Source organism: Nonomuraea sp. NPDC001684, assembly GCF_053596515.1.
The window spans coordinates 1-14,134 of the sequence record NZ_JBSFGJ010000085.1 but is presented as its reverse complement, the minus strand read 5'-3'; the positions used below and the strand labels follow the sequence as shown (position 1 = coordinate 14,134).

14 protein-coding genes are annotated in these 14,134 nt (G+C 71.7%); 2 read left to right on the top strand and 12 right to left on the bottom strand.

The genetic code is table 11. The features are described 5' to 3' along the window. Positions 1-13 precede the first annotated feature (13 nt). Positions 14-1,285 carry a S1 family peptidase gene (locus ACWCSD_RS18120; RefSeq protein ID WP_449916190.1) on the top strand — a complete coding sequence of 424 codons (1,272 nt, stop codon included), beginning with the start codon at positions 14-16 and terminating at the stop codon, positions 1,283-1,285. A 35-nt stretch (positions 1,286-1,320) separates the two neighbouring features. Here ACWCSD_RS18120 and ACWCSD_RS18115 read toward each other — a convergent pair whose 3' ends face one another. Genes ACWCSD_RS18115 through ACWCSD_RS18080 form a run of 8 tightly spaced genes read right to left on the bottom strand, consistent with a single transcriptional unit; the run spans position 1,321 to position 8,928 of the window. Then, entirely contained in the window at positions 1,321-2,238 is a 918-nt protein-coding gene (locus tag ACWCSD_RS18115; RefSeq protein WP_449916189.1) for an aldo/keto reductase, read from the bottom strand. Then, complete coding sequence (locus tag ACWCSD_RS18110) at positions 2,235-2,540, bottom strand: L-rhamnose mutarotase (RefSeq protein ID WP_358288817.1); 306 nt, start codon at positions 2,538-2,540, stop codon at positions 2,235-2,237. The genes ACWCSD_RS18115 and ACWCSD_RS18110 overlap by 4 nt, the downstream gene beginning before the upstream one ends. Further along, positions 2,540-3,529: an ABC transporter permease gene (locus tag ACWCSD_RS18105; RefSeq protein WP_352352283.1), complete on the bottom strand. Its 990-nt coding sequence runs from the start codon at positions 3,527-3,529 to the stop codon at positions 2,540-2,542. Before ACWCSD_RS18105 ends, ACWCSD_RS18110 begins: the two co-directional genes overlap by 1 nt. Then, entirely contained in the window at positions 3,526-5,007 is a 1,482-nt protein-coding gene (locus ACWCSD_RS18100; RefSeq protein WP_449916186.1) for a sugar ABC transporter ATP-binding protein, read from the bottom strand. Before ACWCSD_RS18100 ends, ACWCSD_RS18105 begins: the two co-directional genes overlap by 4 nt. Then, positions 5,007-6,047, bottom strand: coding sequence for a sugar ABC transporter substrate-binding protein (locus ACWCSD_RS18095; RefSeq protein ID WP_358288823.1), 1,041 nt, complete (start codon positions 6,045-6,047; stop codon positions 5,007-5,009). Before ACWCSD_RS18095 ends, ACWCSD_RS18100 begins: the two co-directional genes overlap by 1 nt. A 15-nt stretch (positions 6,048-6,062) precedes the next feature. After that, on the bottom strand, positions 6,063-6,797 hold the full coding sequence (locus ACWCSD_RS18090; protein ID WP_397164472.1) for an SDR family NAD(P)-dependent oxidoreductase: 735 nt from the start codon (positions 6,795-6,797) through the stop codon (positions 6,063-6,065). Further along, the gene (locus ACWCSD_RS18085; RefSeq protein ID WP_397164470.1) at positions 6,794-8,083 is read right to left on the bottom strand and encodes an L-fuconate dehydratase; all 1,290 of its coding nucleotides are present in this window, start codon (positions 8,081-8,083) and stop codon (positions 6,794-6,796) included. Before ACWCSD_RS18085 ends, ACWCSD_RS18090 begins: the two co-directional genes overlap by 4 nt. Then, entirely contained in the window at positions 8,083-8,928 is an 846-nt protein-coding gene (locus ACWCSD_RS18080) for a fumarylacetoacetate hydrolase family protein (RefSeq protein WP_449916183.1), read from the bottom strand. The genes ACWCSD_RS18085 and ACWCSD_RS18080 overlap by 1 nt, the downstream gene beginning before the upstream one ends. A gap of 748 nt (positions 8,929-9,676) precedes the next feature. Here ACWCSD_RS18080 and ACWCSD_RS18075 point away from each other — a divergent pair. Next, the gene (locus tag ACWCSD_RS18075; RefSeq protein WP_358288833.1) at positions 9,677-10,861 is read left to right on the top strand and encodes a cytochrome P450; all 1,185 of its coding nucleotides are present in this window, start codon (positions 9,677-9,679) and stop codon (positions 10,859-10,861) included. Between the two features lie 35 nt (positions 10,862-10,896). Here the strand turns inward: ACWCSD_RS18075 and ACWCSD_RS18070 are convergent, their stop codons facing one another. From ACWCSD_RS18070 to ACWCSD_RS18055, 4 genes are all read right to left on the bottom strand, one after another. Continuing rightward, complete coding sequence (locus ACWCSD_RS18070) at positions 10,897-11,718, bottom strand: hypothetical protein (protein ID WP_449916179.1); 822 nt, start codon at positions 11,716-11,718, stop codon at positions 10,897-10,899. A gap of 211 nt (positions 11,719-11,929) precedes the next feature. After that, positions 11,930-12,778 (bottom strand): CU044_5270 family protein, encoded by an 849-nt coding sequence (locus ACWCSD_RS18065; protein WP_397164466.1) that lies wholly within the window; start codon positions 12,776-12,778, stop codon positions 11,930-11,932. After that, the gene (locus ACWCSD_RS18060; RefSeq protein WP_449916176.1) at positions 12,771-13,343 is read right to left on the bottom strand and encodes an RNA polymerase sigma factor; all 573 of its coding nucleotides are present in this window, start codon (positions 13,341-13,343) and stop codon (positions 12,771-12,773) included. Before ACWCSD_RS18060 ends, ACWCSD_RS18065 begins: the two co-directional genes overlap by 8 nt. 98 nt (positions 13,344-13,441) lie before the next feature. Further along, positions 13,442-14,134 (bottom strand): LLM class flavin-dependent oxidoreductase (locus ACWCSD_RS18055; RefSeq protein WP_449916173.1); only part of this gene is annotated, 693 nt, incomplete at its 5' end.

Below are 14,134 nucleotides of genomic sequence, written 5' to 3'. Positions count from 1 at the left end.
CATGGGGGGATCCATGCAGAACATCCGCTTACGCCGTACGGTGCTGATCTTGGCGTGCGCCGTCGTGCCCTTCCTGGGCGCCGGAGCCGCCTCGGCGATCACCGTCTCCGGCCCCGACCTCACCCGGCAGTCCGCCGACGCCGGGGGCAAGCCGCCGGCCAGGGACTCGACCGGCCCGCGCGGCCAGGTCCCCGGCGGCTTCGCGAGCTGGGACGCGCTCTTCACCGAGCAGACCCGGCTGAACGCCGTCGCCGACCGCGTCACGGCCGTGGCCGAGACCTCCGACGGGTACGGCGGCGTGGTCGTCGCGCCCGAGAACCACGAGGTGCGCCTGTACTGGAAGGGCCAGGTGCCCGCGCCCGTGCGGGCCGTGGTCGACGAGGGACGGCTGACCGCCCCGGTCTCCGTGCTCCCGTCCGCCTTCTCCTACGCCGACCTCCTCGCCGAGGCCGACGAGTGGAGCGAGTCCGGACAGGTGACGGGCGCCGCCCCGCAGGCCGACGGGAGCGGCGTGCGGCTCTCGGTCCCGGACGAGGACACCGCCCCCGACCAGCTCCAGCGGCCGAGCGGCGCCACCGCGCCGATCACGCTGGAGCGCGGCGAGCGCTTCGACCCGGCCTACAGCAGGCAGGACGACGTCCCGAGCTACTACGCGGGCGGCCGGACCTGGAACGCCAGGACCGGCTCCGGCTGCACCTCGGGGTTCGCCGTCTACGACAAGAACGGCAATCCCGGCTTCCTGACCGCCGCGCACTGCGGCGAGTTCTGGGACTCCTTCTACGACGGCGGCGGCTCGGGCAGCCCGGCGAACCGCATGGGCGACCTGCGGTGGCGGCTGCCCAAGCGGGACGCCGCGATCGTCCTGGCCGACGCCACGGCCGACGTCTTCGACGGCGGTCCGGCGGCCGCCACCAGCAACCGGGTGGTCGCGTTGTGGAAGGCGTACGTCGGCAACTTCGTGTGCAACTCGGGGGCGTCGCTGGGCGAGTACTGCCTGATCAAGGTGACCGAGACCGGGTGGAGCGGCACGTACACGAACGGGCAGTACGTCAAGCACATGGTCAGGGCCAAGAGCGTCGTCGGCGGCTGCGCCGTGGCCCACGGCGACAGCGGCGGCCCGGTCTACTCCTACACCAACTGGTTCGACGACGTCGCGGCGCAGGGCATCACGTCGGCCGTCAGCAAGCCGGTCGCCTGCGGCGGGCTGGACGGCGGCCGGGTGATCGTCTTCTCCCGGGTGTGGGACGTGGCCCTGGCCTTCGGCGCGTACGTACAGGTGCACTGAACGAGGACGGCGGCCGGGCGGGGGCCCGGCCGCGGTCAGCCCAGCAGGCCCTCGCCGGCCAGTTCCAGCCACAGCTCCTCGGGGACCGGGCGGGACCACAGGGCGGCGTTGGCCAGGACCTCCTCGGGCGCGCGGGCGCCCAGCACGATCGAGGCGACCGCCGGATGGCGCAGCGGGAAGGCCATGGCCGCCTGCGGCAGCGAGACGCCGTGGCGCTCGCAGACGGCGGCGATCCGGGTGGCCCGGTCCAGCAGCGGCGCCGGCGCGGGCGCGTAGTCGAAGGTGCCCGACGGGGCCGGCGTGGCCAGGAGGCCGCTGTTGAAGACCCCCGCGGCCAGCACCCGGACGCCGCGTTCGGCGCATTCGTCCAGCAGCGGCAGCCCCGACTGGTCGAGCAGCGTGTAGCGCCCGGCGAGCATGACGACGTCGACGCCGGTCTCCCGGACAAAGCGCAGCGGCGCCTGCCACTGGTTCATCCCGACGCCGATCGCCTTGACCACGCCCTGCTCCCGCAGCTCGGCCAGCGCCGGGTACGCCTCGGCCAGCGCCTGCTCCAGGTGATCGTCGGGGTCGTGGATGAGCGCGATGTCGATCTCCGGCAGGCCGAGCCGGGCCAGGGAGTCCTCCAGGGAGTCGCGCACGCCGTCGGCCGAGAAGTCCCATTCGCGGCCCAGCCCGACCGGGACGTCGAACATCTCGTCGTCGTCGCGCACCCGCGAGGGCACCACCAGCCGACCCACCTTCGTGGACAGGACGTAGCCCGACCGCTCCGCGAGCGCGGCGCCCAGGCGGCGCTCGGACAGCCCCAGCCCGTAGTGGGGCGCGGTGTCGAAGAGCCGCACGCCGCTGTCCCAGGCCGCGTCGACCGTGGCCCGCGCCTGCTCGCCGGAGACCGCCTGGTAGAGGTTGCCGAGCGGGGCGCCGCCGAGGCCGACGCGGGGCAGGTCGATCACGTCAGCTCCCAGACCTGGCGCAGGCCGCCCGCCGACTGGTCGAAGTCGCCGTCGAGCAGGCGGTTCATCTGGCGCTGCCATGCCTGGTCGGCGGGGTCGTCCTTGAGCGCGGCCTGCAGCGCGGCGTAGTCCTCGACCTCCACGAAGTGGAACAGGTCGAGGCCGTCGCGGAAGATGCGCCACGAGATCACGCCGTGGGCGCGCAGCGCGGACTCCAGGGCGGCCGGGATCGTGGCGTGCTCCCGTTCGTAGGTCTCCTCGCACCCGGGCCGGAGCCTGGTGCGCAGGGCGAGGCGTTCCATCAGTCCTGCGCCTTTCCGCCGGCGATCCTGCTGATGATCAGTGCGATGAGAATGATGCCACCGTAGATGACCGGTTGCCAGAAACCGGAGACCCCGATGAGGGTGAGGATGTTCTGGACCAGGCCGATCACCAGCACACCGGTCAGCGCGCCGAGGACGGTGCCCTTGCCGCCGTCCATGCTGACGCCGCCGATGACGGCCGCGGCGAAGACCATGAAGATCCAGCCGTCGCCCATCTCGTTGCCGATCGCGCCGAGGCGTCCGGTCTCCAGGATGCCGGCCGTGGCGGCCAGGATGCCGCCGAGGACGAACACGCCGAACAGCACGCGGTCCACCCGGATGCCGGCGGCGCGGGCGGCGTCGGCGTTGCCGCCGATGGCGTACAGGGAGCGGCCGAGCCTGAGATAGGTCAGGCCGAAGACGCCGGCGGCGAACAGCAGCGCGGCGATCCAGATGGCGGCGGGCAGGCCGAGCCAGGTGGCGCTGCCGAGGTAGAGCATCGAGTCGGGGAGCTGGAACAGCGTCTTGCCCTGGGTGAGCCCCTGCTGGAGGCCGTCCACGATGATCAGCATGGCCAGCGTGACGATGAACGCCGAGAGCTGGAACCTGATGATCAGGAACCCGTTGAACGCGCCGATGGCCGCGCCCACGAGCAGGGCCAGCGGGATCACCAGCCAGCCGGGCAGCCCGAGGCCGAACCCGCCCGCCGAGGCCGGGACGACCAGCATCACGGCGATGCCGGGCGCGGTGCCGACCGTCGACTCCAGCGACAGGTCGAACTTCCCGGCGATCAGGATCATCGCCTCGGCCAGCACGAGCAGCGAGATCGCCGCCTGCTGCTGCAGGACGTTCGTCAGGTTGCCCGCCGTCAGGAAGGTCGGGTCGAGGAACGCGCCCACGACCAGCAGGAGCAGGATCACCGGCACCAGGGTCAGGTCGCGGAACCTGGCCAGCCTCAGCCGGGGGGCCGGAGCAGTCAAAGTGGTCACTCTTGTATGCCTTCCATCACGGCCACGAGCTCGTGGTCGGTCCAGCCACGCGGCACGTCCTTGACGACCCTGCCGTGGAACATCACCAGCACCCGGTCGCAGATGCGCAGGTCGTCGAGCTCGTCGGAGACCACGACGGCCCCCGCGCCCCGGCCGACCGCGTCCTCGACCGCGCCGAGCAGGGCCTGCTTGGCCTTGACGTCGACGCCCGCGGTCGGGTTGATCACGACCAGCGCCCTCGGGTCGTCCACGAGCGCCCGCGCGAACACGACCTTCTGCGCGTTCCCGCCGGACAGGTCGCCGACGGGCTGGTCGGGCCCCTCGGTCTTGATGTCCAGGCTCTCGATCATCTGGACGGCCCTGGCCCGGCGCCGCGCGGGCGAGACGATGCCGTAGGCGCCCAGCTTGTGGGCGATCGGCAGGGTCGCGTTCTCCCCCACCGACAACATCGGCACGAAACCCTCGTGGTGCCGGTCCTCGGGCACGAACCCGAGCCCGGCGCGCATGGCGGCGGGCACGTCGCCCGGGCTGACCCGGGTGCCGTCGATCGTGACCACGCCCGTGTCCGGCCTGCGCAGCCCGACCAGGGTCTCGGCCAGGCCGACCTTGCCGCTGCTCGCCGAGCCCGCCAGGCCCACGACCTCGCCGGACCTGACCGAGATGTCCACGTCCTGGTAGCGGCCGGTCAGCGACAGGCCCGCGCCCGACAGCACGACCGCCTCGCCGGGCACGCGCTGCCGGGACTCGTAGGCGGCCGTGGCCTCGCCGGTCATCGCGTCCACCAGCTCGTCCTGGGGGAACCCGGCGACCGGCCGGGTCACGATGTGCCGGGCGTCGCGGAAGACCGTGACGCTCTGGCAGATCTCGTACACCTCGTCCAGGTGGTGGGAGATGTACATCATCGTGACGCCCTGCTCGCGCAGCGAGCGCATGCGGGTGAACAGCCGCTCGATGGCCGGGCCGTCGAGCCGGGCGGTGGGCTCGTCGAGGATGATGAACCGGGCGCCGAACGACAGCGCCCGCGCGATCTCCACGAGCTGCCGCTGCTCGACGCCCAGCTCGCCGGCCAGCGCCTGCGGGTCGACGTCCACCTCGTAGGTGTCCAGCAGCTCGCGCGCCTTGGCCCGCAGCGCCCGCCAGTTGATCATCCGGCCGCGGCCGGTCTGGCGGTTGACGAACAGGTTCTCCGCGACCGTCAGCGCCGGGATGATCGTGGACTTCTGGTACACGCAGGCGACGCGCTGCCGCCAGGCGTCGCGGTCGGCCAGGGCGGGCGCCGCCTCTCCCGAGAACAGCACCTCGCCCTCGTCCGGCCGCTGGAGCCCGGTGAGGATCGACACGAGGGTGGACTTCCCCGCGCCGTTCCGGCCGACGAGGGCGTGGGTCTGGCCCTCGGCGATGGCGATCTCCGCGCCGTTCAGCGCGGTGGTCGGACCGAAACGCTTGACGACATTTCGGGCTTCAACGTGATATTTCATCACTTGACCTGGTTACCCCAGAGGTTCTGGTCGTCCACGTTGTCCTTCGTCACCAGCGGCGCCGGGAGCTGGTCCTCGAAGCCGTTGGGCAGCTGGATGATGTTGCTGCCGTGGTCGGTCGGGCCCGGCTGGAACGTCTTGCCGTCGACCGCCGCCTTGGCGTAGAAGATCGCGTACCGGGCGTAGAGGTCGGCCGGCTGCGACACCGTGGCGTCGATGTTGCCCTTGCGGATCTCCTCGAACTCCTGCGGGATGCCGTCGTTGGAGACCACGAAGACGTGCTTGGGGTCGGTCGGCGGGACCAGCAGGTTCTTCTGCTTGAGCACCTGCAGCGTCGGAGCCAGGTGCACGCCGCCGGCGTGCATGTAGATGCCCTTGATGTCCGGGTTCTGCTCCAGGCGGGTCTGGAGCATGGACGCCGCCTTGCTGCCCTCCCACTCGGTCGGCTCGCTGAACACCGTGATGCCGGGGAACTTGCTCTTCATGCACTCGTTGAACGCCTCGGACCGGTCGCGGCCGTTGATCGAGCTGAGCGCGCCCTCAAGCTGCACGACCTTGCCCTTGCCGCCGAGCTTCTCGCCGAGGAACTCGCACGCCTTGGTGCCGTACGCGCGGTTGTCGGCGCGTACGACCATGTAGACCTTGCCCTTGTCGGGCCGGGTGTCCACGGTGACCACGGGGATCTTCTTGTTCTCCAGCTGCTGGAGCGTGTTGGCGATGGCGCCGGTGTCCTGGGGGGCCATGACGATCGCCTTGGCGCCCTGGCCGACCAGCGCCTGCACGTTGTTGACCAGCTTGGAGACGTCGTTCTGGGAGTTCGTGGCGGGCATCAGGTCGGCCTTGAGCTCGGTCGCCATCTGCGGGACGTACTTCATGTAGGAGTTCCAGAAGTCGGAGTCGGCGCGCGGGTGGTCGATGCCCACCTTGCCGCCGCCTCCCCCTTCCGCCGTGGAGCCGCTGGAGCCGTTCGTGCCGCTGGAGCCGCAGGCGGCGACGACCGCCAGCAGGGCCGCGCTCGCGACCACCGGACCGATCTTCATGGGGGGTTACCTTCCTTAATTGGTTGGCCGGAGCCGTAGCCCCTGCATGCCGCCGTCGACCGCGAGCGCGGTGCCGGTGGTCGCGGCGGACTCGGGACCTGCCAGATAGGCGATCGCGGCGGCGACCTCCTCGGCGCTGACCAGGCGGCCCATGGGCTGCCTGGCGTTCAGCGCCGCTCGTTCGGCCTCGGGATCGTCGGCCGAGTCGAGCAGCCGCCCCACCCACGGGGTGTCGGCGGTGCCCGGGTTGACGCAGTTGACGCGGATGCCCTCGCGGACGTGGTCGGCGGCCATGGCCAGGGTCAGCGACAACACCGCGCCCTTGGTCGCGCTGTAGAGCGCCCGGTGCGGCAGCCCCGCGGTGGCCGCGATCGAGCAGGTGTTGACGATGGCCGGGTGCTCCGACCTGCGCAGGTACGGCAGCGCCGCCCGGCTCACCCGGACGATGCCGAACACGTTGACCTCGAAGACCTTCCGCCACTCCTCGTCCGGGTTGTCCTCGACCGTGCCCTGGGCGCCGACGCCCGCGTTGTTGATCACGATGTCGATGCCGCCGAGCCGTTCCGCGGCCTCGGCCACCGCCGCGCGCACGGACGCGTCGTCGGCCACGTCCGCCTTGATCCCCACGAAGGGGTCGCCGGGCGGGGCGAGGTCGAGGCAGGCGACCTGCATGCCGCGCGCCGCGAGCAGGGTGGCGGTGGCCAGGCCGATGCCTGAACCGCCGCCGGTCACGATGGCCTTGAGCGTCATGACGTGGCCCTCCATACCTGGCCGTCGGGGAAGCTGTGGGCGGCGATCGACGCCGCGTGCATCTCGGCGCTGAAGCCGGGGGCCATGGGGGCGGTGTAGCGGCCGTGGTCGATGACGACCGGGTGCACGAAGTGCTCGTGCAGGTGGTCGACGTACTCGATCACGCGGCCGTCCATCGTGCCGGTGATCGCCACGTAGTCGAACATCGACAGGTGCTGCACCAGCTCGCACAGCCCGACGCCGCCCGCGTGCGGGCAGACCGGCACGCCGAACTTGGCCGCGAGCAGCAGGATCGCCAGGTTCTCGTTGACCCCGCCGACCCTGGCCGCGTCGATCTGCAGGTAGGAGATCGCGCCGGCCTGGAGAAGCTGCTTGAAGACGATGCGGTTCTGGACGTGCTCGCCGGTGGCGACCGGGACCGGCCTGATGCCCTCGGCGATGGCGGCGTGGCCGAGCACGTCGTCGGGGCTGGTCGGCTCCTCCACCCAGTGCGGCCGGTACGGGCTCAGCGCGCTCACCCATTCGATGGCCGAGGCGACGTCCCAGCGCTGGTTGGCGTCGATCGCGATCGGGTAGTCGGGGCCGCAGACCTCGCGGGCCACGCGGAAGCGGCGCAGGTCGTCGTCGAGGTCGGCGCCGACCTTGAGTTTGATCTGGCCGAAGCCCTGGTCGAGGGCCTCCTTGCAGAGGCGTCGCAGCTTGTCGTCGTCGTAGCCGAGCCAGCCGGGAGAGGTGGTGTAGGCGGGGTAGCCGGTCTCGATGAGCCGCTGGATCCGCTCTTCCTTCCCCTCTTCCGCATTTTTCAGGATCTGGAGGGCTTCGTCCTGGGTGAGCGCGTCGCTCAGGTAGCGGAAGTCGATCAGCCCGACGATCTCCTCGGGCGACATCTCCGACAACAGCCGCCACACCGGCTTGCCCACCCGCCTGGCCTTCAGGTCCCACAGGGCGTTGACCACGGCGGAGATCGCCATGTGCATGACGCCCTTCTCCGGGCCCAGCCAGCGCAGCTGCGAGTCGTTGACCAGCTCCTTGTACAGCGCGCCGAGGTCTTCGACGTCCCGGCCGAGCACATAGGGCTCTAGCGCCCGGATCGCTCCGGTCTGCACGTCGTTGCCGCGTCCGATGGTGAACGCGAACCCGTGCCCCTCGACCCCGTCGTCGGTCTTCAGCACCACGTAGGCGGCGGAGTAGTCGGGGTCGGGGTTCATCGCGTCCGAGCCGTCCAGCTCCCGTGACGTGGGGAAACGCACGTCGTGCGTCTCCAGCGCGACGATTCTGTACGCCATCAGGCCTGCCCCACCATCTGCCGCTGGCGGCCGAGCCCGTCGATCTCCAGCTCCATCACGTCGCCCGCCCGCAGGTACGGCTGGCCGGGCATGCCCATCGCGACCCCGGCCGGGGTGCCGGTATTGATCACGTCACCGGGTTCGAGCACCATGAACCGGCTCAGGTACCGCACGATCTCGGCCACGTCGAAGATCATGTCCTTGGTGCCGCCGTCCTGGCGCGGCTCGCCGTTCACCCAGAGGCGCAGCCCCAGGCTCTGCGGGTCGCCGACCTCGTCCGCCGTCACCAGCCAGGGACCCAGCGGGTTGAACGTCTCGCACGACTTGCCCTTGTCCCACTGGCCGCCGCGTTCGAGCTGGAACTCCCGCTCGGAGACGTCGTTGGAGATCGCGTACCCGGCGATCACGTCGAGGGCCTCGTCCCGGCTGTCGAGGTAGCGGGCCCGCCGGCCGATCACGACCGCCAGCTCCACCTCCCAGTCGGTCTTCACGCTGCCACGCGGCACCAGCACCTCGTCGTACGGGCCGATCACGGTGTTGGCGGCCTTCATGAACACCACGGGCTCGGCGGGCGGCTCCGCGCCGGACTCGGCGGCATGGTCGCGGTAGTTCAGCCCGATGCAGACCACCTTGCCCGGCCGGGCGATCGGCGCGCCCACCCGCAGCCCGGCGGCGTCGACGACGGGCAGGTCGCCGCGCTCCAGCGCGTCACGCACGCGCGCCACTCCCCCGGAGGCGAGAAAAGCCCCGTCGATCTCGGGCTCCCCGATGTCGCGCAGGGTGCCGGAGGCGTCCATCACCACCGGCCGCTCCTGTCCGACAGGTCCCACTCGCAGCAGCTTCACACCGCACCCTTCACTTATTCATCGGATGTCTGTGCCTCAGATGCTGCTGCGACATGGCGGCGCATGTCAAGGGCGTCCAGCGGGATACATCCGATCCGTGACCCGGAACGACACCTCGAACCCCAACCAACCACCTCCGTCAGCCCCCATGGCTCCGAAGATTCCCCCCCATTGCTGATCCGCACCACCTCCAAAAACATCGGAGGTACCTCACCCTTTCTCCCTCTCCACTCGCCCACCCCTGACGGCTCCGCCCGTTCGGCGTGACGTCCTTGGCGCCGACCCAGACGATCCTCGCCAATCTGGGCGTCGGCACGGTCACCGCCAAGAGCCGTGCTGATGCCGGACTCGGAGGCCGGGCTCGGGGGCCGGGCTCGGGGGCCGGGCTCGGGGGCCGGGCTCGGGGGCCGGGCTCGGGGGCCGGGCTCGGGGGCCGGGCTCGGGGCCGGGCTTGGGGGTGAGGGGTGGTGGGCGTGGGGCGAAGCCGGTTAGCGGTGGTGAGCACGGGGGAGGCGGCACCGCTGTGGTGCTGGGCTGGGGCATGGGTGAGGAAGCGTCGGCGGGGAGGGGGTTGGCTGTTGTCGGGTTATGGCGGGTGGGGAGGGGGTTGTCTGCTCCGGGGTTATGGCGGGGGCGCCTGGAGGGTGGGGAGGGTGGCAGGGTGGGGCTACTTGACGGGCGTACAGTGGCGTAATAGAACACGTTTCAGTACGAATAAACCAAGCGCTTGATCAAGAGGTGACCGCGCGTGCATATCGACCTTGTAGACAGGGACCGTTACGCGACTTCCGGCCCACCCCACGAACAGCTCGCCTGGCTCCGCGCCAACTCCCCCGTCCACTGGCACGACGGCGAGCCCGGGTTCTGGGCGGTCACCCGCTACGAGGACGTCGTGCACGTGTCCCGCCACTCCGACCTGTTCTCCTCGGCCAAGAAGCTCGCCCTCTTCGACGAGATGCCCGAGGACCAGATCGCCCTCCAGCGGCTGATGATGCTCAACCAGGACCCGCCCGAGCACACCAGGCGGCGTTCCCTGGTCAACCGCGGCTTCACCCCCCGGACGATCGGCGCCCTCGAACAGCACATCCGCGACATCTGCGACGACCTGCTCGACAAGTGCTCCGGCGAGGTGGACTTCGTCACCGAGGTCTCCGCCCCCCTCCCCCTGTACGTGATCTGCGAGCTGCTCGGCGCTCCCGCGACCGACCGCGACAAGCTGTTCTCCTGGTCGAACCGCATGATCGGCGCCCAGGACCCCGACTACGCGGCGACCCCCGAGGAGGGCTCCGGCGCCGCCATGGAGGTGTACGCCTACGCCAACGAGCTCGCGGCGCAGCGCAGAGCCGCCCCCAAGGACGACATCATCACCAAGCTCCTCCAGCCCGACGACAAGGGCGAAACCCTCGGCGAGGACGAGTTCGACCTGTTCGTCCTGCTGCTGATCGTCGCGGGCAACGAGACCACCCGCAACGCGGCCTCCGGCGGCATGCTGGCCCTCTTCGAGCACCCCGACCAGTGGGACCGCCTGGTGGCCGACCCCACGCTGGCCAGGACGGCGGCCGACGAGATCGTCCGGTGGGTCTCGCCGGTCAACCTGTTCCGGCGCACGTCGATGGCGGACCAGGTGCTCGGCGGGCAGCCCATCAAGGACGGCGACAAGGTCGTGGTCTTCTACTCCTCCGCCAACCGGGACGCCTCCGTGTTCCCGGACCCCGAGGTCTTCGACATCGGACGCACCCCCAACACGCACATCGGGTTCGGCGGCGGCGGCGCGCACTTCTGCCTCGGCAACCACCTCGCCAAGCTGGAACTGCGTGTCCTGTTCGAGCAGCTGGCCAGGCGCCGGCCGCGCATCCGCCAGGCCGGCCCGGCCCGCCGCCTGCGCTCGAACTTCATCAACGGCATCAAGGAGCTCCCGGTCACGATCGCCTGACCTTGCCGACGCCCTCCGAGCCACCGGGGACGCCCTCACGAGGACCGCCGGCGCCGGGGATGGCGAGCGGTTCCGCGGCGGGCCGCGCGGATCTGGCGGAGGACGCGGACGGTGCCCTCCGGGCCGGGTTGCCAGCCGCGCTCGATCAACGCGTCGGCGACGTGCCGGAGAAGGCCGGCGATCTGGCCGGGGATGACGTCGCGGCGTACGGCGATCACCCGCCAGCCCAGCCGCCGCAGCCCCTCGCGGCGGGCCGCGTCACGCCGCCGGTCCGCCGGGGAGGTGTGGTGCACCTGGCCGTCGTACTCGACCCCCACCCGGTACGGCTCCCACCCCAGGTCGAGGTAGGCGTGCCGGCCGCCGCCCAGGGGCACGGCGAGCTGCGTGGTGGGCCTGGGGAGGCCGCCGTCGACGAGGACGACCCGCAGCCAGCTCTCCCGGGGCGAGGCGGCGCCGCCGTCGGCCAGGCTCAGCGTGTCGCGCAGCCGCCAGGAGTTGAGCGGACGACGCCACAGCGCCTCCATGTCGACGCCCCGCCGCGCGAACTGGTCGAGCGCCGCCACCGCCTCCGGACGCGGCAACGACCGGGCGCAGTCGAGGGCCGTGCGCGCCATGGTGGTGAGCCGGACGCCCCGGTGGTCGGTGACGTCGTCGGCGGGCGGTTCGCCCACGTACGTGACGCAGCCGGGGATCGCCAGGTGAGCGGGGGCGATCACCTCCACCGGCCAGTCAGCCTCGGGGACGGAGAGCACGCTCAGGCCCCAGACGTGTGCGGCCGTCTGCCGGCAGACGACGGCCTGCCGGCAGGACCGGGTGATGCGCTCGGCGCGGCCGAGCAACGAGAGTGCGGCGTTCACGGGGTCCAGGCTGACGCCCTCACCCCGGCCCCCGCAGAGCCGAACCCCGTTCTGTGGACAACCGTTCGGCTACCCACTCAGCGGCTTCGCCGCGTCACCGCAGAGGCCGACCACTCCAGCCGACGGCCCGCGTCACCGCAGAGGCCGACCACTCCAGCCGACGGCCCGCGTCATCACAGAGGCCGATCACTCCGGTCGGGGATTCCCCGGCTCATCGCGGTGGCTGGTCGGTCCAGGTGGCGGTCACCCAAACGAAGTCTCTGCCCCACGACAGGCCCCCGTCGCCGCCGTAGAGGTAGTTCGTCCGGATCACCCGTGCGCTCTCGGGATCGACCACCATCCTGATCTCCGGCCCGCCGTCGGGGTTGGGGAAGCGCAGCTCCTGCCCGTCCTCGACCTCGCCGGCGTTCTCGACCCCGGGTGTCGCGGCGAGCGCCCGGAACGCCGCCGACCGGACCTCCGGCGGCGCGGGCAGCTCCGAGATGAGCGCGACCAGGGAGAACAGCGGATCGCCGCGCTGCTCGGAGGAGGTCATGGCACTGGCGAGCCCGGGCAGCGCGGCGATCCGGGACGTCAGCGCCGCCGGCTCCGTCGGCAGCTCTTCGAGGTCCTCGATGCTCACCTCGGCCCCCTTGAGCCTGAGGGGGTTCGGGTCGGGCACGACGACCCCGGCGGGCGCGTCCGGCCGGCCCCTGGACCAGCGCCGGCCGTCCCGCGTGGTCCAGCTCTCACGGGTGGGGATGTCCACGCTCCGGTATTCGCGGGTGACGTGCCAGTAGCGTCCGGCGCCCTCGGGCGTGCGCTCGGCGCTCGCCGCGGCCATGAGCAGCACCTCCTTGCCCGAGGCCGGCGTGCCGTCGGGCGCGATCGCGCCCGTCGCGAGCACGGTGACGGCCGCCGCGGCGGCGGCCAGGGCGAGCGCGGGCGCGAGCCATCCGGTCCGCCGGCGGTGGGTACGGCCGCGCGCCCTGTCCTGGAGGCGGCTCCTGCTGCGCGCCATCGCCCCGGCGGCCGGTTCCGGCTTGGCCAGCAGGGTGGCGAGCTCCTTCAGGTCATCCACGAGCTGTCTCCTTGTCGACGAGGGCCTGGATCTTCGCGCGCGCCCGGCTGAGCCTGGAGCCGACCGTGCCGGGGGCGATGCCGAGCGCCTGGGCCACCTCGTCGTAGCCGAGCTGGCCGAGGGCCACGAGCAGCAGGACGTCGCGCTCGCCCGGCGACAGCGCGGCGAGCGCCCTGGCCAGGTACGGCTGCATGCCCTGGGCCGTGACGGAGGCCACGACCCGGTTCTCATGGCCTTCCATGACGGGTTCGGGGCCCAGCCGAGCCAGCGCCCGGTAGTGGCGGATCTCCTTGCGCCGGTGCCTGGCGATCAGGTTGGTGGCCAGGCCGAACAGCCAGGGCCGCAATCCGCCGCGCTCCGGGTCGAACCGGTCGCGGTGGTCGAAGGCCAGCAGGAACGTCTCGGCCGTGATGTCCTCGGCGATCTGCGTGTCCAGCCGGCCGGCCACGTACAGGTAGATGTCGCGGAAATGGCGATCGTGCACGAGGGTGAACAGCTCGGGGTCCCGCCGGTACCGGGCGGCCAGCTCGGCGTCGGTCAGCTGTTCGCCCGTTTCGGCGATCACGTTGTCGTCTCCGTCATCAGGCTGCCTTCACGAAGTGGTGGACGGTCACCCATGCTTCGCCGATGGCCCGGATCGCCTTCCCGGCAGGCCGCCGCCGGTCAGGAGGCCGCCGCGCGCAGCGCGGGCAGGACGTCCTCGGCCAGGCGTTCGGCCTGGGCGCGCGGGCCGGGGCCGAGGGGCGTGAAGTTCATCGACGTGAACCCCAGCTCCACGAACGCCGCCAGACGGTCGGTCACCTCCGCCGCCGAGCCGGCGACCACGCCGTCGACCTCGGCGGGGGCGCCGATGCGGAAGGTGACGTTGTAGACGCACTCGACGGCGCGACCGGCCGACAGGATCCGGTCGCGCATGGCCGCCGCCCGCTCCGGCGGCGCGAACCCCAGGGACGGGATCCAGCCGTCCGCCAGCCGGCCGGTGGCGTCGAGGGCGCGCGGCCCGTACGTGCCCAGCCAGATCGGGATGGGGCTGAGGGGCTTGGGCTCGATGGTGGCCCGATCGGTGCGGTAGCGGGAGCCCTCGTAGGTGAAGTCCGACTCGGACCACAGGCCGCGGATGATGTGGACGGCCTCCACCATGCCGTCCACCTTCTCGCGGGGCGTCGGCACCCCGAGCCCGAACGCGCGGAACTCCTCGTCGGAGTAGCCGCCGCCGAGGCCGAGGATCAGCCGGCCGCCGGAGAGCCGGTGCAGCGTCTCGGCCATCTTGGCGACCATCGCGGGCGGCCGGTACGGCACCCCCAGCACCCGCGTCGCCACCCTGATCCGCGAGGTGGCGGCGGCCACCCAGGTCAG

What these genes read in the sequence shown, in the direction of transcription:
- ACWCSD_RS18120 (WP_449916190.1), top strand. Translation starts at nt 14, where the DNA reads ATGCAGAACATCCGCTTACGCCGTACGGTGCTGATCTTGGCGTGCGCC.
- ACWCSD_RS18110 (WP_358288817.1), bottom strand. Translation starts at nt 2,540, where the DNA reads ATGGAACGCCTCGCCCTGCGCACCAGGCTCCGGCCCGGGTGCGAGGAG.
- ACWCSD_RS18100 (WP_449916186.1), bottom strand. Translation starts at nt 5,007, where the DNA reads ATGAAATATCACGTTGAAGCCCGAAATGTCGTCAAGCGTTTCGGTCCG.
- ACWCSD_RS18095 (WP_358288823.1), bottom strand. Translation starts at nt 6,047, where the DNA reads ATGAAGATCGGTCCGGTGGTCGCGAGCGCGGCCCTGCTGGCGGTCGTC.
- ACWCSD_RS18090 (WP_397164472.1), bottom strand. Translation starts at nt 6,797, where the DNA reads ATGACGCTCAAGGCCATCGTGACCGGCGGCGGTTCAGGCATCGGCCTG.
- ACWCSD_RS18085 (WP_397164470.1), bottom strand. Translation starts at nt 8,083, where the DNA reads ATGGCGTACAGAATCGTCGCGCTGGAGACGCACGACGTGCGTTTCCCC.